Below are 24,534 nucleotides of genomic sequence, written 5' to 3' on the forward strand. Positions count from 1 at the left end.
AATAATTATGAGTTTGTAAATGCTAGTTGCATTCTACTAATATTAAATTCCTGATGTTTTCGACGGTGTTTTCCGCACCGTCTTCGATCGCGCAACGAATTAATTTTTCAAAAGGCCGCATAAATACCTCCAACTCCAAGAATTCAAAACGAAACGTCAAGCGGGTAGGTCGGCGATCTTCTTGAATGGCTTCGAGCAGATAGCTGTGTTTGTAAGGTTGGGTTAATCCTTGAAAGATCAGCTTGGATTTGGGTTGATATTCGGTAATTTCAAAAACAGATTCTATTTCGCCGTTGTTGTCGTTACGAATTTGCTTGGCCTTGGCGCCGATGAATACTTCCTTGCCGTCGAGCGGTTCAAAATCGACTACTTCCACAGCCCATTTCGGATAGTTTTCAAAAAAATTTTCACCAACATAATGAAAAACATCGTCAACAGGTTTGTCTATATCGATGCAGGCCTCGCCGGCAATGGGCTTGTGTGAGTCAAACGGAAATTTGATGTGCATTTGATGTTCCCCCTCGCGGAGCTTTCTGCTCAGCGTTGTTATTATTTTTCTGGACACGTAAAGCCAATAAAACGGTATTTAAATCTGTGCAATTAAATCGCCGTCAGGCGCTTCGGCTTTTTATGTCTAATTCTAGCCCGCTTTCTACCGGAAAATTACCAATCTCTAGTTTTGCTGGTGGCGCATGGCCGCGCAGCCGCCATAAAGCAGGTGCGATAAGCCCGAATAAATAAATAATTGCCGGTAGTTTTCGTCGATTTCAATTTGATTAATCGAGCAGTAAAACTCCAGGGAGCCAATTAATAGCAGCAGAAAAACCCCTAACGCCGCCAATGCTTCCGGGCTGTTGCTTAATTTATAAAAACTGTACGCTGCGATTTGGATTAAGCACAAATAAAACATCATTAACCGCATATTGTTTGCCAATGGACCGTACAAGTCGCTGCTATCTTCAAAAAACAGGGTATTGCCGAATATGGTGGCTGCACCGCTGATCAATAATAAAATCACCGCTACATTAAAATTAATCTGCAACAACAATTGCAGGAAATTCATGGTTTTTGTGGTTATCGATTGAGTATGCATATTGCTACCTCTGAAAAAAAGATACCCTCCAGGAGTACAGCGTTTGGAGGGTACATAGAGGAGGACTTTTAGGACGCCAATATTTGTCCTTGATCCAGGTGACCACCGGTTTCTTCGTTTATTGAGTCTTCAATCTCTTCAAACGATTTGGGTTCTTCTACTTCGGGTTCCGGTGGCGCAAGTTTTTTACCTTGTAACAGTTCGTCAATCTGATACTTATCGATGGTTTCCCAATCCATTAAGGCTTGCGCCATGTTGTGCAACACTTCGATGTTTTCTTTCAGAATAGCTTCGGCGCGGTTGTAGTTAGCATCGATCACCGCCCGAACTTCTTCATCAATAGTTTGGGCCATCTTTTCGGACATTGGTTTGGACTGCGGGCCCATATAGCCGCCTTCGCTGTCGCCGTAATCCATCGGCCCTAAACGGTCTGATAATCCCCACTTGGTGACCATGTTTCTAGCTAATTGCGTAGCCCGCATGATGTCGTTGGAAGCGCCGGTGGTGACCTTGTTTTTACCGTAAATCAAGGCTTCCGCTACCCGGCCACCGAACAAACTGGCGATCTGGCTTTCCAGCTTATCCTTGGAGGCACTGTATTGGTCGCGCTCTGGCAGGAACATCGTGATACCCAAAGCTCCGCCGCGCGGCATGATGCTGACTTTGTAGACAGGATCATGTTCAGGCACATTGCGACCGACGATGGCATGGCCGGCTTCGTGATAAGCGGTCATCAACAAGTCTTCCTTGGTCATGACCATGGTGCGTTTTTCCACACCCATGATCATTTTGTCGCGGGCTTTGTCCAAATCGTTCATGGTCACGACACGCTTTTTGTTACGCGCAGCGAACAAAGCGCCTTCGTTGATCAAGTTAGCCAATTCCGCGCCGGAAAAGCCGGGCGTGCCGCGGGCCAAATCGTTGATGTTGACGTCTTCCGCCAAAGGCACTTTGGCACCGTGCACTCTTAAAATTTGCTCTCGGCCTTTGATGTCCGGTAAACCGACTTGAACTTGCCTGTCGAAACGGCCCGGTCTCAACAAAGCCTTGTCAAGTACGTCAGCGCGGTTGGTAGCGGCGATGACGATAATGCCTTCGTTGCCGCTGAAACCGTCCATTTCCACCAGCAGCTGGTTGAGCGTTTGCTCGCGTTCATCATTACCGCCGCCGATACCGCTGCCGCCACGTTGCCGGCCTACTGCATCAATCTCGTCAATGAAGATAATGCAAGGTGCACGTTTTTTGGCTTGTTCGAACATGTCTCTGACCCTGGAAGCACCGACCCCGACGAACATTTCCACGAAATCGGAACCCGAGATGGAGAAGAACGGCACGCCTGCTTCGCCGGCAATCGCTCTGGCTAACAAGGTTTTACCGGTACCCGGAGGGCCCACCATCAGCACGCCGCGCGGAATTTTGCCGCCTAATGCTTCGTATTTGCCCGGATCTTTGAGGAAGTCGACCATTTCCACGACGTCTTCCTTGGCTTCTTCCACGCCGGCCACGTCGGTGAAGCGTACCTTGATCTGGTCTTCAGCCATCAACTTGGCTCGGCTTTTACCGAAACCCATCTGGCCGTCGCGGCCGCCCATCGCTGCCTGCTTACGCATGAAATACACCAGCACCATGATCAGCAGCAGGGTAGGCGCCCAAGAAATGAGGATGTTCATCAAAGTGGAGGGTTGTTGTGGCTTCTCGACTTTGATTTTCACGCCATACTCCAGCAATTCGTCAATCATTCTGGAGTCGTTGGGGTTGTAGGTCGCAAAGCGCGTACCGTTCTGGCGTTGGCCGTCAACGTAGTTGCCGTCTATCACCACTTCCGTAACCACTTTGTTACGCACGTCTTCGATAAAGTCGGAGTACGAAATTTCATAATGCGGATCGTATTGCGGCATGTTGCGGTTCATCACCGCCGACACCACCAACCCTGCTACGATCAGGATGGAGAGAAAAATAAACATTTTTTTCATGATAGCTGTCTCCTAACTTACTTTTCGCTGGAGAAGTATTTGAAAAAGTCGGAGTTTGGTTTTAACACCAAAGTATCCTGAGTTTTTTCAAATGAGGTTTGGTATGCCTGCAAGCTACGGTAGAACGCATAAAACTCGGGGTTTTTACCGTAGCTTTTCGCGTAAATTTCCGCTGATTGCGCATCACCGCGACCGCGAATGCTTTCCGCATCGCGCTGGGCATTGGCAACTATCACGTGTTTTTGCTTATCGGCTTCCGCGCTGATTTGTTCGGCGCTTTCGGCACCTTGCGAACGGAATTCTCTGGCGACCCGCTCGCGTTCGGCACGCATCCGTTGGTACACCGAGCTGCTGACTTCCGGCGGCAGATCGATGCGTTTAACGCGGATGTCGATCAATTCAATGCCGAACTTTTCGGCGGCCGGCGCTAATTTAGCCAGTAAGGTTTGCCTTAGTTCGTTTCGGTCTTCGGAGATCAATTGCTTGATGGTCCGCACGCCGAACTCGCTACGCATGGCGTCTTTCATGATTTGGTCCAGGCGCAGATTGGCTTGAAACTCGTCGCCGCCGACCGTGGTGTAAAAGAGACCCACATCACCGATTCGCCATTTGACGAATGAGTCAACAATAACGTTCTTCTTCTCGGAGGTAAGAAAACGCTCGGATTTGGCATCCAAGGTCAGCACACGCGCATCAAATGTACTGACGTTATTGATGATGGGGGTCTTGAAATGTAGCCCGGGGGTGTAGTCGGAGGTGACCATTTCCCCGAGGCGAAACAGAATGGCTTTTTCGTTTTCTTTGACATAAAAAACCGACATATAGGCCAGTACGCACAGGGTTAAACCGGCCGGAATTAAAACTTGGGTGGTTTTGCTGCTCATGGTTTGCTCCTGCTAGGACGTAATTCGTTGCCGGTTGATTTGCGAACGGCGTTTTTGTCGCCGTTGTGCGGTTCTGCGCTAACTTCCGGTTCCGTATGGCTGGCAGCGGGCTGCGCATGTTGAGTAATGGTTTGCGGCAAGGGCATATACATCATCGGGCTGGATTGGTCTTCGTTCAGCATGATTTTATTGGTGCTGCTGTACAGCTTTTCTTTGGCTTCCAGGTACAAACGCTTGCGGGTGATGGCGGGGCTTTTTTCGTATTCCACCAGCAATTGATCGAACCGTTCGGTTTCACCTTTGGCTTTGGCGACTTTCTCGGCTTCGTAAGCTTCCGCTTCCTGAATAATCCGTGATGCCGCGCCGCGTGCTTTAGGAATTACTTCGTTGCTGTAGGCTTCGGCTTCGTTTATCAAGCGTTGTTTATCTTCCCTGGCCCGAATCGCGTCTTCAAAGGCGCCTTGCACTTCTTCGGGTGGTTGTGCATCCTGCAAGTTGACACTGGCGATGCTGATGCCGGCTTTGTAAGCATCCATCGCTTCCTGGATTTGTTCTTTGATCTCGGCGACGATCTGGCTACGGCCTTCGGTTAACACGAAGTCCATATTGTTGCGGCCAATCACCGCCCGCTCCACGCTTTCAGTCAGTTGTTTCAACGTGTTTTCGTTGTTTTTGACATTGAACAAGTAGTCTCGGGCGTTATTGATTTGATACTGCACAGCCAGACGCACGGTAATGATGTTTTCGTCCGCGGTCAGCATTAGCGATTCCTGTGGAATCACAGATGATTTGTTCACCCGGCTGGCGTCGGTGTAGCCCACTTCGATAAACCGTTGCTGCTCTACGTTGACATTGGCGACGCTTTCGATGGGCGCGGGAATATGCCAGTGTGGGCCGGGTAGGGTGGTTTCCGTGTAAGCGCCAAAGCGGCTTACCACGCCTCGATTGCCTTGGTCCACGATGTAAACGCCGCTGGCCAGCCAGACGACGGTCAACGTGCCACCCACGGCGGCGGCGATGTTGGTTAACGAAAACATACTCTTATGATCGTTGAAGAAGTCGCCCGCTTTGGTAGAGACGTGCTTCCACTGCTTATCCAATTCCAACTTCCAGTCGGACTGCGGCGTTTGCTTACTGGTGTTTTGTTTTTCTGATGACATAATCACTCCTCTTGTAGTGTTAGCCTGACCTGGGTCAATGATTGTTATTGTTAGCCGTCCTTGGGTTCGAGAAATAGCATAAGGTCAAAGCCAAATTGTTGTTTCAGTTTTTTTAAAGCTTCATTTTGAATTTGCCTAACTCTCTCCCGAGTAACATGCAGCTGATCCGCTACTGCCTGCAAGGTCATTTCCGTGTGATCGCGCAGACCGAAACGCATTGTTAAAATCGCCGCCTGTTTTTCAGGTAACGAAGCAACTGCTTTGTCGACATATTGAGCCAGATCCTGATCAATTAGTTCATCGAGTGGCAGACTGAATTGATGCTGCTGCATTTTTGCCATCAATTCCAGGTTATCGTCATCATCTCCTATAGACGCATCCAAAGAATGCGTGGCTTGATAGTAGCTGCTGATGGTTTTAATCTCTTGCTCGGATAAATCGCAAGCCAGTTTTAATTCTGCGATGCTCGGCCAGCGCTCATATCTAAGGTAGCAACTACGCATAGCTTCGAATACGGTGGCGGCTTTTTCGGCCAAAGCCACCGGAAGTCGCACAATTTTTTCTTGTTTGACAATCAGACGGGATATGGCCTGTCTGATCCAATAAATGGCGTAAGTGGAAAAGCAGATGCCGCGATCCGGATCGAATCTGTCTACTGCTTTAATGAGCCCGACCAGGCCTTCCTGCATCAAATCTTCAAAGCTCAGGTTACTGGTTTTGTACTTGTGCGCCACGAACGCCACCAAGCCGGTGTTGGCGGAGATCATTTCCTGGCGCAAGCTTCTTAATTCCCGTTTGGCTTTGCCCAAGCGTTTTTTGAAATCTGCGCCGTCTTCGGTGTCCGTGGTCAATATGCTCTCTGCTTGCGCCGCACTGTCCAACAAAAATACCGGTAACAAGTGCAGGCTGTACAACAAGCGATTCACTGAGCGGGCGATCAGGGATTGCTGGGCAAACTCCGAACCCATAAGTTGTACAACATTCTCGGCTTGTACAACTTTGCCCTGTCCGTTATTCTCACCCCAGGCAAGCTGATGGGATCTGTTGGCTGTCTCGGTATTGACCAGTAATTGCAGTAGCCTTTTATAGTCTTCCGAGTTCTTGGCTAAGATCAGATCCGAGGAGTCCACTCCCGAATCAAGATCATGCAAGAACCTGTTAATTATCAAAGCGTTGGTTTGCTTGTTCTCAAGCAATAACGCTAACAGATTCTGCCTGGCCTGTTCAACTTGAACGGCAAGTGAGTTGGGTTGGGATTCTGTTATCGAATCCATCTCGCTATCAATTGGCAATGCGGCTAAGTTGGACATAATCAATTCACTTGGTTATTTAAGTTGTTGGCAAATAACTTACTAGAATGTAGAATGTTTGTCAAAGTATTTTCTATACAAAAGTTGAACAATGTACTCAATTAAAGCGATTACCTCCTTAACCGGATTAACAGCGGAAACACTAAGAGCCTGGGAACGTCGCTACGCCTGCATCATGCCGGCGCGGAACAGCACGGGGCGGCGTTTCTATTCGCAACAGGATTTGGAAAAATTGACGCTATTGGTCAATCTGACCCGAAAGGGCCATCCCATCGGTAAGCTGGCGACCCTGGACAACCAGCAACTACAAGACTTCCAGAAGCAAGTCAGCGTACAACCGGCGAAAGAACAGTCGCCTTTGTTAGCGCAGATCATCGACTCGTTGAAACAATACAGAATCGAACGCTGCGAACAGTTGTTGAAGAAGGCTCTGATTGCCGCCGAGCCCTTGGACTACGCCAGAGACATTTTGTTGCCTGCCTTGCAAACAGTGGGCGAACTTTGGCATGACGGAAAGTTGAACATCGCCCAGGAACACATGTTTTCCAGCTGTATCAAGCGGATAGTGTTGAGCATGGTGAACAATTTGCACCACCACTCGAAAAACAATCCGGGCATGCTGTTCGCCACGCCGAGCGGCGATCCGCACGAGTTTGGCATATTGGTGAGCTGCCTGATTGCCGCCAACCAGGGATACAACTGTTACTACTTGGGTGCCGATCTGCCAGCCAAAGATATTATCGAGGCTTGTCAGCATTTGAAGCCGGACGTCATAGTCATGGGCTTGGTCAAGACGCCGCCGGAGCAAGTGACCCTTGACGAATTACAGCTGATCATAGATTCGGTCAGCAGTGAGCCCACCCAAGTATGGTTGGGCGGCAGCGGCGCTTATTTTTATTACACGCAATTGCAAAATGATTTAAGCCACTGCGAGTTGATTACCGATATTGATCATTTCAACGCCAAGGCCCAGCAACAGCAGTTGTCCAACTGAATGATAGGTTAAACTCAGGCAGCGGACTCGCGAGGCTGCTTACCGAGCTTGGCTTGGGCCTTAATCTCTGAGTCCTTCGGCTGCGCTAAGGAGAGCCTTGTCGAAAGACATGCCAGATCAGGCGTCGACAGACTCAGCCCCAATGGTGTACCCGTGTTAAACAAGGCCGAATTAATAGCTGAAGGACTTTGCGCTTCCGGCATATACCGGAATGACAAATTTTCACCTGTCCTCCATAATCAAGCCACGGCAAGTTTGCCCAAATTTCCTGTCAGTTGCTTTCGCCAATTAAAATCATGAACGAGATTACTTACGACATCGATAGTTTACTGATCGCCTGTGTGTTGCTGTTATCCATGGCGCTCACTATCGAACTGGGTTATCGCTTGGGTTTAAAAATTAACCCTAAGGTGGATGATAATTTCAAAGCCCATGTCAATTCGATCTCCGGGTCTTTACTTGGCATTCTGGCATTGCTGCTGGGGTTTACCTTCTCCTTGTCCTTACAGCGCTACGATAGTCGCAGCGAGGCGGTGGTTGACGAAGCCAATGCTATCGGTACGGCTTATTTGCGCGCGCAATTATTGCCGAAGTCGGTCAGTGCAGAAGTCAGCAGCTTAATACGCAACTACCTGGATTTGCGGGTAAGAACCGGCACTGTCGATCTCACTCAGCGTGGGCAGAGGGAAGCGCTGATCGCGGAGGCCGGACGCATGCAAGCGAAGCTTTGGGATTACGCCCGGCAAGCGAATGAGCAGGCACCCAATCCGGTGACCACCGGTTTGTTTATCCCCGCCTTAAACGATTTGATCGATAATTTTGGCAAACGCGATGCCGAGGTGAAGCGGCATGTACCCGAGTTGGTGCTGGCCCTGTTGTACGTCACCTTTGTCATGAGCGGAGCATTGGTGGGTTATACCAACGGTCTGGCCGGACATCGCACATCGTTCGTCACTTACATCATGGTCTGGTTGATTGTGGTCATGGTGTTCATTATTCTGGATTTGGACCGGCCGTATCGGGGCGTAATCCGGGTGAGTCAGCAGAGCATGATCGATTTACAGACTGCTATTCGCGATGATGGCGTTGCCGAGAGTCCGCGTTAGCATTTTTAGCAGCCGGAGCGTTTCGTCATGATGAACCTAGTCTGATCCTCATTGCCATTGTTGCTCTGATTGTTCTGGCATTGACCAGCAGACAGCCGGATACTTTCCAGGTTTCCCGGTCCATCAGTATGGTCGCGTCGCCGGCAATCGTTTTTAACCACAAAGACTTGCACGTCTAGTTGCCCTGGGCCAATAAGGCCGCATCCGCAATAGCGCGCTAATCTTGAGTTTTTGTCCACGAACTCTGCAAATAAAGCGACTCAACCTTTTGCCTCGCCCACGGCGTTTTACGCAAAAACTTCAGACTGGAGCTAATACTGGGGTCTTTGGCAAAGCAGTTGATGTCGATGCGGCTGGCCAATTCCGCCCAGCCATATTTTTCTACCAAACGGGTCAGCAGCGTTTCCAGCGTGATGCCATGCAACGGATCTTGCTTGCCGGGTTTAGTCATCGGCAGCTTCGCCAGCGTTGGTTTCGGCCTTCTTCACGCGAATCCGGTTGCCGTCCATTTCCAGACCATTCAGGGTTTTGATGGCGGCCTTGGCTTCGCCGGCTTTGGGCATCTCTACAAATCCAAAGCCTTTCGAGCTGTGGGTGTCTTTGTCCATCACCAGCGAACAGGACTGCACGCTGCCGTGTGCCGCGAACATGGCCCGCAATTCGGCTTCGGTGGTGGTGCGGGGAAGATTGCGTATCAGTAATTTCATGGGTTTACTTGTTTATGCTAAAGGCCCGCAACTATACAACTTATCGGATTTGGCTTTTTGCTAAATACGCCCTGTGCGGCAATTGCTTGAGGTTTTGTCGTTTACGCGACAATCAATCGCTTAGTCAACGCGCGGCGATAGGGCTTATTTGTGCGCAAACCCGACAATTCGCCGAGTTTGGCGGGCTAAATGGTGGCCGATTAGCGTGGTGCGATTATTGCTGCAAAGTGGTTTTCCATTTCCGGATCTTTACTATGCGCTACGAACCCTACCAAGAAGAATATGATGCGGCTCAATCCATGAGCGACGAAGATCTGTTGGAATATTTTATGTATCGCATCGTCGAAATGGACGAAGTCTGGGGCTTGAAAGAAAGCCGGCAATGGATCTTGCGGGTGGTGGACGGCCACGAAACCTTGCCGGTCTGGCCGTACCGGCGTTACGCCGACGAGGCGGCGGTCGGCGAATGGGAAAACATGATAGGCGTGGCGGAAACGCTGGATTTTTTCATGTACCAAATCTTGAACAAGCTGACCGCACAGGGCGTATTAGTAGAAATCATGCCCCGAAAAGCGGCGGCCGGCTGTCTGATCAGTCCGCAACGCTTGTTTAGTTTTCTGGAAGGTATGCGCGATTCGCGCGATTTTGTGCTGGACGACTAAGTCCGTAATCGCGCGGCCGACTGAATTTTCGGCGTCCGTAATCCCAGTGTTGCCGCTCAGAAGTATCGATTCTTTTAAAAATGTTAGAGTAAACACCTGTTAACCGGTTTTTAGAGGTGTTATGCGTTATTGGGTATTTTCCCACCTTATTAATCCGGTCCTTAAAGCAATCGATTCCGGCCGTCCAGGACATGAGGAGCGCAGGAAATTTAAGGGGCGGGTCGATAGATATGCTTTTGCATGGCTGGTGCTGGCAAATTTGCTACCCAGCCTGACGCAGGCCGATGTTTATCGTTTGTCGGTTTCGGAAAACTCGATCAATCTAATCGGCGAAACCCAGCAGGCCGTGCTGGTGGATGCTGCCTTGCCGGCGCCCACCTTGCATTGGCGAGAAGGCGAGGACGTGACCTTGCAAGTCACTAATCTACTTGCGGAACCTACTTCCATACACTGGCACGGCATTATTCTGCCTTACCAAATGGACGGTGTGCCGGGCATCAGTTTCGACGGCATTGAGCCCGGCCAGACTTTTACCTACCAGTTTAAAGTCAAGCAAAGCGGCACCTACTGGTATCACGGCCATTCCGGCATGCAGGAGCAACAGGGCTTGTTCGGCGCGCTGATCATCGCCCCGCAACAGGAGCAGCAAACGGTAGATCGCGATTACGTGGTCATGCTGTCCGACTGGCCGCGTGTCGATCCGCAGCGGACCATGGCGCGCTTAAAAAAGCAAAGTGACTATTACAATTTTCAGCAGCGCACAGTGGGCGATTTCTTCGCCGATATTCAGCGCTTGGGTTTTTGGGAGACCGTTAGTGATCGGCTGGCCTGGGGTGAAATGCGTATGGAGCCTACCGATCTGGCCGACGTGACCGGCGCCAATTACCGGTTTTTGATCAATGGCCAAACCGCGGAAGCGAAACCGCACTATCTGTTCAAGCCTGGCGAAACAGTGCGTTTGCGCTTTATCAATGCTTCGGCAATGACGCATTTTGATGTGCGTCTGCCGGGTCTGAAAATGACGGTGATTGCCGCCGACGGGCAACCCGTCGAGCCGGTTGATGTGGAGGAGTTTCGGATAGCGGTCGCGGAAACCTACGATGTGTTGGTGGAGCCGCAAACCGAACAGGCTTACAGTATTTTTGCCGAGGCGATGGATCGTAGCGGTTATGCCAGCGCGACGCTGACGCCACGCGCGGATCTACATGCTGAACTGCCCAAAATGCGACCCATGACTTTGTTGACCTTGGCGGACATGGGTGGCGAGCATGCCGGCCACTCTGCTCATGAAGTGCCGGATGAACCAGCGGTCGCTGCGGAAGTTGCGCACTCGCACGCAGAGCACTCGCTTACACAAGATTCCACCATGATGGAGCACAGCGGCCATCAGCATGCCACTGCCGAGGCGCAGTCAAATCTACATGCCGGCCACGTCATGCCAGTGGCTGATGCCAGCGATACCGCCAAACCGTTGAGCTATAGCCAGTTAATCGCCGCGCAACCCAACCATGCGCTAATGGGGCCGCCGGATCGGGAAATCAAACTCAGGCTAACCGGCAATATGCAGCGCTATATCTGGTCGTTCGACGACACCAAGTTTGCGGATGCGGAGCCGATTCGGGTCAAATTCGGCGAGCGGATTCGCTTTACCTATGTCAACGAAACCATGATGAACCATCCCATCCATATCCACGGCCTGTGGCAGTACCTGGACAATGGGAATGGCATGTACAACCCGAAAAAACATGTGATCAACGTCAAGCCCGGTCAGACGGTGAGCGTCGATGTGCCGGCAGATGCGGAAGGCGAGTGGGCCTTTCACTGTCATCTGCTGTATCACATGGATACCGGCATGTTTCGTAAATTGATCGTGGAAAGGGCTGAGCATGAACATCGTTAAAGCCCTGTTCAGTGCTCGCAATGCCTGGCTTTGCTTGGCCTTATTCTGTTCCGTTGCTACTGCGCACGATAGCTCGATGATTTTTAATCATTTCAAGGCCGACAGATTGGAATACGAAGGTAATCAAGACTTGCATCTGTTCAAATGGGACGTGCAAAACTGGACCGGCACCGACGAAAATAAACTGTGGTTGAAATCAGAAGGCGATTATTCCGCCGATCAAAACATCTTTGGCCGCGCCGACTTGCAAGTGCTGTATAGCCGAAATATTGATACGTTTTGGGACTTTCAAATCGGTGCGCGGCGGGCGATAGAACCGGAGCGCACGTTTGATGCGGTGATCGGCTTTCAAGGGCTGGCGCCGTATTTTATTGAAGTGGACAGTGCGATGTTCATTAACGAGAAAGGCAACGTGCTGGGGCGTTTGACGCTAGGTTACGAAATGCTGTTGACCCAACGCCTGATTCTGCAACCGCGGGTGGAAGTGAATGTCGCTGCAGAAGATATAAAAAATCGCGGCGTCAAGGCCGGCATTACCGAGTTTGAAGCCGGCTTTCGCTTGCGTTACGAGATCGCACGCGAATTTGCGCCTTATGTGGGTATGGACTATGTCGAGGAAGAATCACTCCGCGAGCACCAACACAGTCTACGAGGTGTCGTCGGGGTGCGGGTGTGGTATTGAGGCATTGCGGATCTGCGTAGATTCGGAAAATAATACCCAATTTTCAAGCCTGCAGGGATAGGTAAAATGTCGGCATTGCCAGGAGAAGTTTTGAAACAATCTTTTTACGATTTAAATTATGCTGATTTAGAAGCCGTTATAAAGCAGAATGATTTAAATCAATCGGTAGCAGGTATTCTATTTAATTGGCATTATAAGAAAAAAGAAAGCATGCAATGCCGAGATAATATTTCAAAATCCTCATTGGCTTTTTTTGAAAAACATTTCGATTTTTCCTTGCCGGAAATCGATACCGTGCAAGAGTCGTCAAAAGATCGAACAGTAAAATTTCTGTTTAAGCTCAAGGACCAGCACAAAGTCGAAACTGTCCTTATTCCGTTTAACAACAAATATTCTATTTGTCTGTCCTCGCAGGTTGGCTGCGCCATGAATTGCTCTTTTTGTTTTACCGGAGAACAAGGGCTTAAGCGGAATTTGACTACCAGTGAAATGGTTGGACAATTTCTGCAGGCTTGGCGTTGGTTGGCAAGCAACAGGCCAGGAGAAGAGCGGATTTTAAATATTGTTTTTATGGGGCAAGGCGAACCTTTACATAACTTTGACGCCGTTAAAAAAGCCTGTGAAATTTTTTTATCGCAACGTGGTACGTCAATTGGCGTGCAAAAGATTACGATTTCAACGGCCGGTTATATTCCCGGACTGAAAAGATGGCTCCAGGAAGTGCCCGGCGTGAACTTGGCCTTATCGCTGCATTCACCGTTCACTGAAAAAAGGAATGAACTTATTCCGATTAATAAAAAATATCCGCTCGCTGAAGTATTAACCTATATTGACGCCATACCTTTGCAAAAGAAACAATTTATTACTTATGAGTATATTCTGATAAAAGGTTTAAACGATACTGCGGATGATGCTAAAAAATTGGGCGCGTTACTGCAAGGCAAAAGGGCTTATATAAACTTAATTCCATTTAATGCTTTCCCTGGCTCACGTTACGAGAGTCCTGATCTGATTGAAGTCGAAAATTTTAAGGCAATTTTAGATACCTTTAGAATCCCGACCTTAATAAGAGGCACTAAAGGTGATGATGTATTAGCGGCATGCGGACAACTCAATTCTAAAAATTAAAAACTCCTCCCTTCAATATTCCGGCAGGATGACAATATGACAGCTGTACGGACCAGCCACACACATCCGCTGCAGATCGCAGAACTACGTGCGAGTCCTGCGCATGGACGGATCGGCATTACTTTCTGCCCCGGCAAGCACGATCACTTTGCTTACACGGGGGCCTGGGAGCGCGACCTCGGTATCGATTTGGATGCCATCGCTGCCTGGGGGGCAAAACTGGTGTTGACACTCGTCGAACCCGCAGAGCTTAAAGCCCTCAAGGTGCCGCAGCTCGGGCATGAAATTCGCCGACGCGGCATCGAATGGCGCCATTTGCCGATTGCCGATTTTTCCGTGCCTACTCTGGCTTTCGAACAGCAGTGGGTCACGCAAGGGCATGAGATCCGAGAGATTTTGCGTAGCGGCCAAGATGTGCTGGTACATTGCAAAGGCGGCTTGGGTCGGGCGGGCATGATCGCGGCGCGGCTGTTGGTGGAACTGGGCATGGACGCCGAAGAAGCGATCAATGCCGTTCGGCACGTGCGTAAGGGGGCCATCGAAACACCGGCACAACTGGCGCTGGTGCGTCGCACTAAACCCATCTCTTAAGCCGGCGCATAACGATGTGTGCCGATACTGCGACTATTGATACCACCACCCTGCAACGGATAGGCGGGCAATTGGGTAGCAATCCAGCAGGCATTTTTCAGGACGGTAACGGCCGACGCTACTACGTGAAAACACTGGAATCTGCGGCGCATGCGCGCAATGAGCTGATCGCAGCCGAGCTCTATCAACTGGCTGGAGCGCCCACTTTGACCTATGTGAGAACAATTGCGGCGGACCAGGTGGCGACAGAATGGGTCGAACTCACCAAAAAATGCGTCGCCCATCTGAACGACAGCGAACGCAAACAGGCTCGGTACTGGTTCGGTGTGCACGCCTGGACCGCCAACTGGGACGCTGCCGGCTACAATGGCGATAACCAAGGTGTTGCCGGTGGCAAAGTGCTGACATTGGATGTGGGCGGCGCACTGGCCTTTCGGGCTCAGGGCGATCCGAAAGGCAAAGCATTCGGTACCCGCGTCGACGAACTGGAGCTGTTGCGCCGCGATACCGATAACCCGCACGCCGTCAAACTCTTTTCCGAGATGAGTGCTGACGACATCAAACAGGCCATAAACGTGGTGTTACGGATTCCGGACGAGAAAATCCGCCAAGTCATTCTTGACAGTGGCGGTACCCTGGCATTGGCTGACAAAATGATTGCACGCAAAGCCAATATGGCTGGGCGCTAGTCTGTTTGTGCGGCAGCGCTAATGGATTGGTTACGAGCGGCAAAAACCCGCCGGTCGCGGTCAACATCCAATTTCATTAGCTAAGACAACTATACCCACGTTATCAAATTAACTGCAGTCACTGGGGATTTTGTGCCAGCAAATCCCCGGCAATATCGCCCAACTTCTTCAACGCCTTTTCTACCCTGTCGTTCCAAGGCACGGCGCAACTCAAGCGAATGAAATTGCCGTATTTCTTTTGCGTGGCCGAGAATAAGGGGCCGGGAGCGATGATGATATTTTCCTGGCTGGCCCGGCGGTGCAGTGCCATGGCATCGACGCCGGCCGGCAGTTCCACCCACAAGGCAAAGCCGCCTTCGGGCTGGGTTACTCGCGTGCCTTCCGGGAATAACAGGCTGACCGCGTTCACCGCCAACGCCACGTTGCGGGCATAGTCCTGGCGCACATGCCGCAGGTAGCGGTCGTAACCGCCTTGTTCCAGCATCTGCGCGACGATCAACTGATTCAAGGTCGGCACGGCCTGATGCTGCATGTATTTCAGGTTTTCCACCCTCGCCATATAGCGGCCCGGCACCAGCCAGCCCACGCGCAAGCCTGGCGACAGGGTCTTGGCAAAGGAGTTGCAATACAACACCTGGCCGTTTCGGCTCCAGGCTTTGCAAACCGAAGGTCGGCGCAAGCCAAAGCCCAGGTCGCCGTAGACGTCGTCCTCGACCAATGGAATCTGATGTTTTTCCAGCAGAGCCACCAAGGCTTGCTTGCGCTCGTCGCTCATACAGGAACCGAGCGGATTGTTGTAATTGGAGACAAGCAAACAGGCTTTGATCGGCCATTGCTCGATGGCCATTTGCAGCGCATCCAGCGACAAACCGTCGCGCGGATGCGTAGGAATCTCCAGCGCTTCCATGCCGCAGGATTCGATGACTTGCAATAAGCCGTAAAAGGTGGGCGATTCGATGGCGATCAAGTCGCCGGGTTCGCAAATAGCCATTAACGCCAGCCTGACCGCTTCGCGCGCGCCGTGGGTCACCACAATGTCGTCCGGGCTATCGGCGCATTGCAGTTCCACCATGCGCTTGGCGATTTGCCGGCGTAGTTCCTGACTACCCAGCAATTCGTCGGCGTCGAAACAGCGTTTACCAAAGCTGCGCGCCACCTTGCCGGTCGCTTGTTGCAGCGCATGAGTGGGTAAGAAATCGGCGTGCGGTACCGACGAACCCAGGTTGATCTGATACGGGTCCTTGGCGGCGCGGAGGATTTGCCGGGTCAGCGATTGGCCGGTGACCTTGGCTGGCGTCACCGGCGCATCGGAAACTTGCGGTTCCACAATCGCCTGCCGGCGAAAGCTGCTGACATAGTAACCGGAACGCGAGCGCGCCTGAATCCTGCCGCTGTCTTCCAACATCCGATAGGCTTCCAGTGCGGTTGAGATGCTGACATGCAATTGCTGACTCAACTTCCTGACACCGGGTAGCTTTTCGCCCGGCTTGTAAACACCCTGTTCGATATGCGCAATCACCGTATCCGCGACGGTTTCGTACAAGTGTTTCATGTTTTTATCCAGGTTAAGCCATGCATTTGCACTGAGCATCCACTCGTTTAAGTTCGATCAATAAGCCGTATTATAAAGCCCACTCTATGCTGGCCTTGCCGCACTGACGGCCAATTATTAAAGCTCAGCCACTGTCTTAACCGCCAATTTGCTCTTAATCACATCCGCCAAATACTCAGCATCGTCGGCAATCCCCAGGAACCGTCCGGAACCCCAAGTATGCAACCAGGGCAAGCCGATAAAATACAGACCGTCCACGTTGCTGACTCCACGATCGTATTGCGGGAAGCCGCGGCCATCGAATGCCGGCAGCTCTATCCAGCGATAGTTCGGTCTAAAACCAATGGCCCAGATGATGCTGGTGATGTTTTCGGCGTCGGCGTCGATGCGGGTGGGATCGAACTCGGGTTCCCATACTTTGCGGAACGGCGGTTCTACCGGAGCATCGATATTATGCTCGGCGATGTAACGGTCGATGTCATTGCGGATGTTGACGTAGATGTCGTCGGCATCGTCCAGGTTTTTGGTCAAATCCGGTAAAAACTCCAATAGGCTGCCGTCGATATTGGCCATGCTGCCGTAAAGTTTCACGCCTTCCAAGGCAAACTGACGCAAATCGATTTCGTGGCCGCCGCCGCGCCCGGTCAAATAGTGATTGGTTTTATGCTTGGCTTCGTCGCCCAGGGGATGGCGGTCTATGGTCAATTGATAAAAGCCCAGGTCAAACAACCATTCCGTGGTTTCGCGGCCGCGATACATGCGCGGCGAACGCGGGGCGCTACCAACGGCCAGATGTACCTTGCGACCGGCCAGATGCAAGTCTTCCATTAACTGCACGCCGGATTGGCCGGTGCCGACCACCAGCACTTCACCTTCCGGCAATTGCTCCGGATTGCGGTAATTGACGGAATGAATCTGGGTGATGTGTTTGGGCAGGCTATGGGCATAGTCGGGCACGATAGGAATATCGTAGCCGCCGGTTGCTACCACGACATGGTCGGCGGAAAACTCGCCGGCCGAGGTGCTGACATGCAACTTGCCTTGCTCGCCGCGCCAGACCCGATTCACTGTGACACCTTCCATAATGGGCGCATTCACTTTTTTGGCGAAAGCTTCGATGTAATCGACGATTTCATCTTTCAGCATAAAGCCTTGCGGATCGTCGCCCTGATAGGGAAAGTCCGGCAGTTGGCATTGCCAGTTTGGGGTGACCAAACAAAAACTGTCCCAGCGGTCGTTACGCCAGGCATGGCCGATACGGTTTTTTTCGAAGATGATATGGTCGATGCCGTGTTTTTGCAGATTGTAACTGACGGACAAACCGGCCTGGCCGCCGCCGACGATAATCGTGTCATAGTGCAGGCGGGTGTTTTCTGATTTTTCTTTCATGTCGTCCTCGTGTATTTGAGTGGGGTGTGTTGGCTTATTCGATGAATTCGATCACGCTGACCATGGGGCTGTCGCTTTCCAAAAAATGGCTGGCCTTGGCTTCGATTTCCGCCAGTTGGCTCATCGCGCTGGAACAGGTGTAACCGTATTTCTGCCGCACCCGTTCGCTGGCTATTTCCAGCGCTTCGCGGCTGTACTCGACGAATGCCGGCAAGGGATAACTTTGTCCGGGTTGGAAATAATCCTTAATTACCAGTGACGGCGAATAACACAGGCTTTCGGTTTGGTCCGGCCAGCGGACGCGGAAGCGCATTTCAGGCATGTTGAGTTCCTTTGGCGTTGATGAGTGAACGGTAAATTTCAAGGTGAGTATTGGCCGACTGCCCCCAGGAAAATTGCTCGCTTAAACGCCTAGCAATAGTTGGCAGGCTATCCGTGGGGAAATCATCGACGGCCGTCAGCATCGCGTTTGTGATCGCTGTGCTATCTTCCGGGTCGGTCCATATGCAGTCTTGATATTGCAAATAATCGATAAACGGCGGCCGTAGCGAAACAATGGCCGGCGTGCCGGAGATAATGGCCTCCAGCACTACCAGGCCAAAGCCTTCGGTCAGCGATGGAAACACCAGTGCGTCAGCCAGACGAAACAAACTCGGCATGTCGGCATCGGGCAATGGGCCGGTGATGATCAAAGCTTGGCCTGGGCCATCCTGAATGCCACTTTCAGAAACAGCGTCATTGAATCGCTGGCGATACTCATCGTGATTCAACAAGCTGGCGCCGCCGACGATGATCAACTGCGCATTGGGACGCTGCTGCAAAACTTGTCGGAATGCGGCGAAGATGCGTAAAGTATTTTTGCGCGCCTCTATGCCGCCGACTGCCAGGAAAATCGGCCCGCCACGGGTCAAGCCCAGCGACTGGCGCAGGGTGTCATCATGGGCTTGCGGCGCTGGCGAATAGCGTTGCACATCGACGCCGTTATTGACTTGGGTGGCAGCAAGCCGATGCTGCTTGTGCAATTTTTCCTGCCATTCACGGCTAACGCATAAGACTTGTTGTGCCGCCAGAAACGAGCGATTTTGCCAATTCGCCAATGAAGCCTCGTCGAAACTATCCAGATGATGCACGGTGCGGACAAAGCCATTAATGATGCCGCGTTCGCTAAGTTCGGCCATCGCGCAACCGCTGATGGCATCCTGGGCGTGGTAAATATCGAATGTCTCGGTGTCGGATTGGCTGAAGTAATCGATATACGCCTGAATACGCTGGCCCACAGTGGCGACCAGATCGCCGCTCAATCCGGCTAGCGGTATAAGGGGTGTCTGGCAGCGTACGGCGCGAAAGAATTTTTTGCCGGGTTCCGCCGCGGCGATCAAGGTCACATCGTGCCCTATATCCTGCAAGGCCTCCGCCAGTTGCATGGCATGTACCACGCCGCCGCGCGGGTTAACGGAATGGGTCAGCATGGCAATTCGTAGTCTTGGCATGGCTAGTCCTGCCGGTTTGGACCGCAGCCGATCAGGGCTTCGCTGTTTAAATCCCAGAGCAGTCGTTCTTCGTCGCCTGCTTTGAGTCTGAGTTGGCCGCTGTCGTCAGTCTTGCCAATAGCCGCGCAAGCAATGCCGCGCTGGCTAAATAGATCGATCACGGTACCGGTGTCATGCGTATCGACGCTCAACACGAAGCCGTAGCTGGGAAAGCAGCGCAACCATCTTGCCAAATCGATGTTGTCTGGACGCGGTATGGCGTCAATATCGATCACGCCGCCCAAACCGGAACATTCGAGCAGCATCAACAAGGTGCCGATTACTCCGGCATTGCTGATGTCCTTAGCGGCTGCGCATAGGTCGGTTTCGGCCAGTGTCGGCAGGATTTCCAAATCCTGGCGCAAGCGTTCGGGTGGCGCGCCGGTGCTGGCATCCCACCACAAATAAGGCTCGCGAAAGTGGCCGCGTAAGTCGATGGCTGCCAGTAGTTGTTGTTCCGGTTTGGCGGCGAAACTGCTGAGCAATTTCTTGGCGCGGCCCAGAACGGCCACCGATAATTGCGGGCGGTCGTTGCGCAGATTGCTGTGGCCGCCAACCACTGGCACGCCGTAGACTTGCGCGGCAGTTGCCATGCCTTCCAGAATCGGCTTGGCTTGATTTTCACCGTCGCTCCAAAGTGCATCGACCGCGGCGATAGGCCGACCGCCCATCGCATAAATGTCGCTGACGTTGACCATCACGCCGCAGTAGCCGGCAAACCAGGGCTGGCTGGCGACGAAGTCATTCAGATAGCCTTCGCAAGCAAGCAATAAATAGCCGGCACCATCCGGAATGGCGGCGCAGTCGTCGCCTACCGGTACATCGTTCCCACGCTGTGCGTGGGAACGCAGACTGAACCGCTCAGCGGTTCGGGACGCTGGAGCGTCCGGGGCTAGGTTCCCACGGAGACCGTGGGAACAATAAATCTTCTCAGCGGAATGCGGCGATAAGTATTTCATCACCTGGGCAATATCGCGCTTATGCGCCAATCCCAAACCTTGGCGAATGTCGAGGCTCAAATCGGCCAGCCAACTCATGCCGCGATCCGACTGGTCGTTACAAAACCGATAGCGCCGTTGGCATAAGGCGGATACCAAGCCAGATCAGCTTGCATCAGATAATGCGGCCGCCCATGCACCGTGATTTCCTGTAACGATTTCCAGTGCAGCCGGCGGAACAGCAATTGGTTGCGGCTTTGCACCTGCGCCAGAAAGCGTGTGCAACCCTGGGCGTGGGCGCTGGTGACCGCCAGTTTGATTAAAGCCGCGCCGAGACTGCCTTGTTTGCGGTAGTCCTGATCCACCGCCAATCTCGAGCCCCACCACACGCCGGGTTGCTCCTGATGAATACGCACGGTGCCAACGACTCGGTCCGGCAACCCGGCGACGCAGGCGATGGCGACGATAGGGGTGGCGATGTAGTCGATGTCGTCCAGATCGTCGCCGGCAAAGATGCCTTGTTCTTCACAGAACACCGCCTGACGTAACGCCCGCATTTGCTTATGCTCCCAATCCTCGCTGACGAATTTGATCAGGTAGGTGTTGGCAAAAAACGGTTTAAAGTCGTTGCTCCACATCTCACACCTCATAACTGGCGAGTGCCGAGCATGCGGCGCATTTGGCGCAACCGGCTTTCATGTCTTGGGACAGCAGGTTCGCCTGCTTAAGCATCGCGCCCAACGGCGGCAGGATTTGCGCCATAAAATCCGCTGTCGGCGCCGGATGGTTTTGCAAGGGTGTGCCACTGATAGGTACGAACGGCACCACGAAGGGGTAAACGCCTTTGGCGATCAAATGCTCGGAGACCGACAGAATCGCTTCCGGCGTGTCGCCCAGGCCCGCCAGGATGTAGGTACTGACCTGGCCACGGCCGAACACCGCAACCGCGGCGTCGAAGGCATCCATGTAACGCTCCAAGGAAACACTAGCCTTGCCGGGCATGATGCGGGCACGCACTTCCGGCATGACCGCTTCCAGATGCATGCCCAAACTGTCTATGCCGACGGCCTTCATGCGCTCGAACCAGAGGTCGTTATCCGGCGGCTCGCATTGGCCTTGAATCGGCAGATCGACGACCGCCTTAACGGCTTCGGCACTTTCGCAGAGCAATGCCGCGCCTCTATCGCTGAGATTCGGCGTGCCGGTGGTCATCACCATGTGTTTGACCTGATCCAGTTCGACCGCGGCTTTCGCGACCTCGGCCAATTGTTCAGGCGTTTTACGCAAGATAGTTTTGCCCGCCGCCAGAGACTGACCGATGGCGCAGAACTGGCAGGAAGTTTTGCGGTTGCCGTAACGGATGCAGGATTGCAGCAGCGTGGTCGCCAGCACATCCGCCGAATGCAGGGTAGCGATCTGCGAATAGGGAATGCCGTCGGCCGTTTGCAAATCATAAAAACGTGGTTGGCGCGGGAATTGAACCTGGCTGACCACAACGCCATCGCGGCGAATCTCGCTGATGCCGTGTGTGTCGGGCCGACTGGCGATGAACGGCGATTCGCAAGCCGACACGGTGGCGATCGGTATCATCACGGTTCGGCCGGCCAAGTTAATAGCTTTGTGATCGGAAGGCCCGGCACCGCCACGGCGGCTGGTTACGCCAACATCGCTGTCTTCCAGGCGTAAGCCTAAGGATTGCAGATCGGCGATCAGCTCTGCCACGCCGACTTTAGTGTGTGTTGATAGCGTCATCGTGGTCGCTCTCTTGGATGGGTTGAGACGAAACGGCTGGCAGGTCGCTGAACATCGGTGCCGCCGGCCTGTAGTCGATGCGCAAACTAAGTAGTTCAGGCCGGGCGTAATGGCCGACCGAATCCATCATTCGTTTACGTTTGGTGATTAAATTCATATCCAGATCGGCGATCAGCATGCCTTCGCCTTCCCGTAACGGTTCGACGACGTGCTGGCCTTCCGGCGAAATGATGGCGGTACAGCAACCGCCGCGTACGGCTTTTTGCAGGCCAGGGTCGGTGGTCACTGAGTCAATTTGCTCGTCACTAAGCCAGCCTGTGGCGTTAACGACAAAGCAGCCCGATTCCAATGCGTGATGGCGTATCGTCACTTCAATTTGCTCGGCAAAAATAGGCCCAACCAGGGAGCCCGGAAACTGGCTGCAATGGATTTGTTCGTGCTGGGCCATCAAGGCATAGCGGGCCAGCGGATTGTAATGTTCCCAACAGGCCAGCGCGCCGATGCGGCCGATGCCGGTTTCTACGACTTTTAAGCCCGATGCATCGCCCTGGCCCCAGATCATGCGCTCGTGATAGGTCGGCGTGATCTTGCGGCGTTTCAGCGCCAGGCGGCCGGTTTCATCGAAAATCAGTTGCGTGTTATATAAGCTGCCGTGGTCACGCTCGTTGATGCCCAACACCACCACAATGCCATGCGCCTTGGCTTGCGCCGCGACCGCGTCGGTAATCGGGCCAGGTACCGTCGGCGCGTAATCGTAAAGCTTCAAGTGTTCTCGGCCCTGGGTGACCGGCGGCATCACGAAGGAAAAGTAGGGGTAATAAGGCACGAAGGTTTCCGGGAACACCACGATTTGTGCGCCTTTCGCGGCGGCGTCGCTGATGGCTTGGCAAACCTTGTCGCCGGTGGCGGTGGCGGATTCGAACACCGGCGCAATCTGTACCGCCGCCGCTCTGACGATGTTGGGATTGGTCACTTTTTTCTCCTGTGGATGATCAACAAGCTCAAAACGTAGGTTGGGCTGAATGCAATGAAGCCCAACAATTTGATTTTGTTGGGTTACGCTACGCTAACCCAACCTACATTTTGGTTTTTACGACGCCCTCTCGATGAAGGGTTCGGCGTTACGGTTTATAAAGTCCAGGTATCCAGGATGAAGGCGTTGTCGCGCTGGTGCAGTAACACGATGTCTAACACATCTAGTGGGCTGATCGGACGGATGCCCGGCAACAGGCTGGGTTCGCCATGACCATACAGGGCTTGCAAGGCAAAGCGGCAGGCATAGACTTTGCCGCCTTCTTCGATGAATTTGGCAAGCTGATTGGCGTAGTTTTGATGGCCGGGAAATGATTCGTCACCCAGGCGCGGAAAACCGCGTTGCAAACCCAATGTCACGCCCGGACCATATAGCAGGATGGAGGTTTCGAAGCCTTTGCGTTGCAAACGGGTGGCTTGCAGCAGATTGACGAAGCCGATCGATCCTTCAAAGGCGACGGTATGGAATTTGACCAAGGCTTTCTGGCCTGGCTCGGCTTTGACGTCTTCAAATACTTTTTCTTCGAAATCGACAAAACAATCGCCTTTTTGATGTGCTGGTGCGGTGACTGCGGGCATGAAGTTCTCCTGGATGTTAGTAAAAAATGCCCTGTATCGGCGGGATGGATACAGGGACGTATTTCTGGCCGCCAGCGTTGCCTGGTCGACGGTGAATACTTTACTAAGCTAGGAAAAAGCCAAACAGATTCAGTTTATTGCCTAATTTTTAAGTACAGATTTAGTGAAATGAAATCTGTATGGCTTGAAAAAGCGCATAACTGTTATGGTGGCATTTCGCCAAATCATTCAATTTGCGAGCGAGCCAATCAACTCAGATCATATTTTTAGATCGCAAACACCGGATCGTGCTGTCTACTTGGAAATGCCGCCAGGGGCAGCGGCGCGAAGCCTGTCACTTTGCTGTTCTGCGCAAATATCAGTTAGCTGACGGCTGAAGCGCCGGATTGCCGGTTCTCTTCGCGGTAAACTCAACAGGCACGTGCGTCGAATAACCGCCTTCAGTTTGCATCACAAATTTAATTTCATCGCCGGCCATTTTGCCTTGATACCGATGGATAGCCTGTTGTGTGGGACCTGATCCCAGCGATTCCGGGGTTTTGGTGATAAAACGCAAGGTGCCTCCGGCGATCTCGCCTTCTAAAATGCCGTTTGGGCTGCCGGTAAATGTAGCGCTGCCATATAGCTGCGTATCGCTACCGGCGAAATCGAATCGCTCTTGATAATTAGCGTTCGGCCAGTCATAGCTGACTTGGGCTTGCCATAATCCGTTGATTGCCGGCCGCTGTTCTGCGCCGCTTAACAGATCTATTAGATTCCGGGTGGCGTTGGTAAACGTCGAAAGGCCAATAACCAGCGTGCTGACTGCAATCAACAATGACAGCAGCGGGTTGTTTCTAATCCGGGTATTGATTCTGTCCAAGCGGGTTCTTGAGTCGTTCATG

At 52.4% G+C, this 24,534-nt stretch carries 26 protein-coding genes; 8 read left to right on the forward strand and 18 right to left on the reverse strand.

Annotated elements, in window-relative coordinates; genetic code table 11:
- Positions 1 to 22: 22 nt before the first annotated feature.
- From DDY07_RS03730 to DDY07_RS03755, 6 genes are all read right to left on the reverse strand, one after another.
- The gene (locus DDY07_RS03730; protein WP_171694857.1) at positions 23 to 508 is read right to left on the reverse strand and encodes an SRPBCC family protein; all 486 of its coding nucleotides are present in this window, start codon (positions 506 to 508) and stop codon (positions 23 to 25) included.
- A 165-nt stretch (positions 509 to 673) separates the two neighbouring features.
- Positions 674 to 1,093, reverse strand: a complete 420-nt coding sequence (locus DDY07_RS03735; protein WP_240617960.1) for a hypothetical protein — start codon at positions 1,091 to 1,093, stop codon at positions 674 to 676.
- Positions 1,094 to 1,161: 68 nt separating this feature from the next.
- Positions 1,162 to 3,066, reverse strand: a complete 1,905-nt coding sequence (gene ftsH / locus DDY07_RS03740) for an ATP-dependent zinc metalloprotease FtsH (RefSeq protein ID WP_033156701.1) — start codon at positions 3,064 to 3,066, stop codon at positions 1,162 to 1,164.
- Positions 3,067 to 3,083: 17 nt separating this feature from the next.
- Positions 3,084 to 3,950: a protease modulator HflC gene (gene hflC, locus DDY07_RS03745; protein ID WP_033156700.1), complete on the reverse strand. Its 867-nt coding sequence runs from the start codon at positions 3,948 to 3,950 to the stop codon at positions 3,084 to 3,086.
- Positions 3,947 to 5,110 carry an FtsH protease activity modulator HflK gene (gene hflK, locus DDY07_RS03750; protein ID WP_171694858.1) on the reverse strand — a complete coding sequence of 388 codons (1,164 nt, stop codon included), beginning with the start codon at positions 5,108 to 5,110 and terminating at the stop codon, positions 3,947 to 3,949. The genes hflC and hflK overlap by 4 nt, the downstream gene beginning before the upstream one ends.
- Positions 5,111 to 5,160: 50 nt before the next feature.
- The gene (locus DDY07_RS03755) at positions 5,161 to 6,420 is read right to left on the reverse strand and encodes an RNA polymerase sigma factor RpoD/SigA (protein ID WP_171694859.1); all 1,260 of its coding nucleotides are present in this window, start codon (positions 6,418 to 6,420) and stop codon (positions 5,161 to 5,163) included.
- A gap of 91 nt (positions 6,421 to 6,511) precedes the next feature.
- On the opposite strand from DDY07_RS03755, the gene DDY07_RS03760 reads away from it, so the two are divergent.
- Together DDY07_RS03760 and DDY07_RS03765 are read left to right on the forward strand one after the other, a co-directional pair.
- A complete protein-coding gene (locus DDY07_RS03760; RefSeq protein ID WP_101051880.1) occupies positions 6,512 to 7,414 on the forward strand; it encodes a MerR family transcriptional regulator in 903 nt (300 codons plus the stop codon).
- Between the two features lie 296 nt (positions 7,415 to 7,710).
- The gene (locus tag DDY07_RS03765; protein ID WP_171694860.1) at positions 7,711 to 8,520 is read left to right on the forward strand and encodes a hypothetical protein; all 810 of its coding nucleotides are present in this window, start codon (positions 7,711 to 7,713) and stop codon (positions 8,518 to 8,520) included.
- Positions 8,521 to 8,737: 217 nt separating this feature from the next.
- Here the strand turns inward: DDY07_RS03765 and DDY07_RS03770 are convergent, their stop codons facing one another.
- Both DDY07_RS03770 and DDY07_RS03775 read right to left on the reverse strand, forming a co-directional pair.
- Positions 8,738 to 8,971, reverse strand: a complete 234-nt coding sequence (locus tag DDY07_RS03770; RefSeq protein WP_171694861.1) for a VF530 family DNA-binding protein — start codon at positions 8,969 to 8,971, stop codon at positions 8,738 to 8,740.
- The gene (locus DDY07_RS03775; RefSeq protein ID WP_033156691.1) at positions 8,964 to 9,227 is read right to left on the reverse strand and encodes an RNA-binding protein; all 264 of its coding nucleotides are present in this window, start codon (positions 9,225 to 9,227) and stop codon (positions 8,964 to 8,966) included. Before DDY07_RS03775 ends, DDY07_RS03770 begins: the two co-directional genes overlap by 8 nt.
- A gap of 254 nt (positions 9,228 to 9,481) precedes the next feature.
- Between DDY07_RS03775 and DDY07_RS03780 the strand changes: the two genes are divergently transcribed.
- The 6 genes from DDY07_RS03780 (at position 9,482) to DDY07_RS03805 (ending at position 14,879) form a co-directional block, all read left to right on the forward strand.
- Positions 9,482 to 9,889, forward strand: coding sequence for a DUF2750 domain-containing protein (locus DDY07_RS03780; RefSeq protein ID WP_240348278.1), 408 nt, complete (start codon positions 9,482 to 9,484; stop codon positions 9,887 to 9,889).
- Positions 9,890 to 10,136: 247 nt separating this feature from the next.
- On the forward strand, positions 10,137 to 11,789 hold the full coding sequence (locus DDY07_RS03785) for a copper resistance system multicopper oxidase (RefSeq protein WP_367650849.1): 1,653 nt from the start codon (positions 10,137 to 10,139) through the stop codon (positions 11,787 to 11,789).
- Positions 11,776 to 12,471 carry a copper resistance protein B gene (locus tag DDY07_RS03790; protein WP_253734398.1) on the forward strand — a complete coding sequence of 232 codons (696 nt, stop codon included), beginning with the start codon at positions 11,776 to 11,778 and terminating at the stop codon, positions 12,469 to 12,471. Before DDY07_RS03785 ends, DDY07_RS03790 begins: the two co-directional genes overlap by 14 nt.
- A gap of 66 nt (positions 12,472 to 12,537) precedes the next feature.
- On the forward strand, positions 12,538 to 13,599 hold the full coding sequence (gene rlmN / locus DDY07_RS03795; RefSeq protein ID WP_253734399.1) for a 23S rRNA (adenine(2503)-C(2))-methyltransferase RlmN: 1,062 nt from the start codon (positions 12,538 to 12,540) through the stop codon (positions 13,597 to 13,599).
- Positions 13,600 to 13,635: 36 nt separating this feature from the next.
- Positions 13,636 to 14,190, forward strand: a complete 555-nt coding sequence (locus tag DDY07_RS03800; RefSeq protein WP_171694863.1) for a cyclin-dependent kinase inhibitor 3 family protein — start codon at positions 13,636 to 13,638, stop codon at positions 14,188 to 14,190.
- 14 nt (positions 14,191 to 14,204) lie between these two features.
- A complete protein-coding gene (locus tag DDY07_RS03805) occupies positions 14,205 to 14,879 on the forward strand; it encodes a hypothetical protein (RefSeq protein ID WP_171694864.1) in 675 nt (224 codons plus the stop codon).
- Between the two features lie 118 nt (positions 14,880 to 14,997).
- Here DDY07_RS03805 and DDY07_RS03810 read toward each other — a convergent pair whose 3' ends face one another.
- From DDY07_RS03810 to DDY07_RS03855, 10 genes are all read right to left on the reverse strand, one after another.
- Positions 14,998 to 16,431 (reverse strand): PLP-dependent aminotransferase family protein, encoded by a 1,434-nt coding sequence (locus DDY07_RS03810; protein WP_171694865.1) that lies wholly within the window; start codon positions 16,429 to 16,431, stop codon positions 14,998 to 15,000.
- 117 nt (positions 16,432 to 16,548) lie between these two features.
- On the reverse strand, positions 16,549 to 17,820 hold the full coding sequence (locus DDY07_RS03815; protein ID WP_171694866.1) for an MSMEG_0569 family flavin-dependent oxidoreductase: 1,272 nt from the start codon (positions 17,818 to 17,820) through the stop codon (positions 16,549 to 16,551).
- A gap of 34 nt (positions 17,821 to 17,854) precedes the next feature.
- Positions 17,855 to 18,142: an MSMEG_0570 family nitrogen starvation response protein gene (locus tag DDY07_RS03820; RefSeq protein WP_171694867.1), complete on the reverse strand. Its 288-nt coding sequence runs from the start codon at positions 18,140 to 18,142 to the stop codon at positions 17,855 to 17,857.
- Positions 18,135 to 19,310 (reverse strand): MSMEG_0565 family glycosyltransferase, encoded by a 1,176-nt coding sequence (locus tag DDY07_RS03825; RefSeq protein ID WP_171694868.1) that lies wholly within the window; start codon positions 19,308 to 19,310, stop codon positions 18,135 to 18,137. Before DDY07_RS03825 ends, DDY07_RS03820 begins: the two co-directional genes overlap by 8 nt.
- A gap of 2 nt (positions 19,311 to 19,312) precedes the next feature.
- On the reverse strand, positions 19,313 to 20,386 hold the full coding sequence (locus DDY07_RS03830) for a sll0787 family AIR synthase-like protein (RefSeq protein ID WP_171694869.1): 1,074 nt from the start codon (positions 20,384 to 20,386) through the stop codon (positions 19,313 to 19,315).
- Entirely contained in the window at positions 20,383 to 20,925 is a 543-nt protein-coding gene (locus tag DDY07_RS03835; RefSeq protein ID WP_171694870.1) for an MSMEG_0567/Sll0786 family nitrogen starvation N-acetyltransferase, read from the reverse strand. Before DDY07_RS03835 ends, DDY07_RS03830 begins: the two co-directional genes overlap by 4 nt.
- Before the next feature lies 1 nt (position 20,926).
- Positions 20,927 to 22,039, reverse strand: a complete 1,113-nt coding sequence (locus DDY07_RS03840; RefSeq protein WP_171694871.1) for an MSMEG_0568 family radical SAM protein — start codon at positions 22,037 to 22,039, stop codon at positions 20,927 to 20,929.
- Positions 22,017 to 23,012, reverse strand: a complete 996-nt coding sequence (locus DDY07_RS03845) for a Nit6803 family nitrilase (protein ID WP_171694872.1) — start codon at positions 23,010 to 23,012, stop codon at positions 22,017 to 22,019. Before DDY07_RS03845 ends, DDY07_RS03840 begins: the two co-directional genes overlap by 23 nt.
- A 155-nt stretch (positions 23,013 to 23,167) precedes the next feature.
- Entirely contained in the window at positions 23,168 to 23,650 is a 483-nt protein-coding gene (locus tag DDY07_RS03850) for an MSMEG_0572/Sll0783 family nitrogen starvation response protein (protein WP_101051887.1), read from the reverse strand.
- Positions 23,651 to 24,008: 358 nt separating this feature from the next.
- Positions 24,009 to 24,533, reverse strand: a complete 525-nt coding sequence (locus DDY07_RS03855; RefSeq protein WP_101051888.1) for a hypothetical protein — start codon at positions 24,531 to 24,533, stop codon at positions 24,009 to 24,011.
- Between the last annotated feature and the right edge of the window lies 1 nt (position 24,534).

Source organism: Methylomonas sp. ZR1 (assembly GCF_013141865.1).
Lineage (GTDB): Bacteria > Pseudomonadota > Gammaproteobacteria > Methylococcales > Methylomonadaceae > Methylomonas.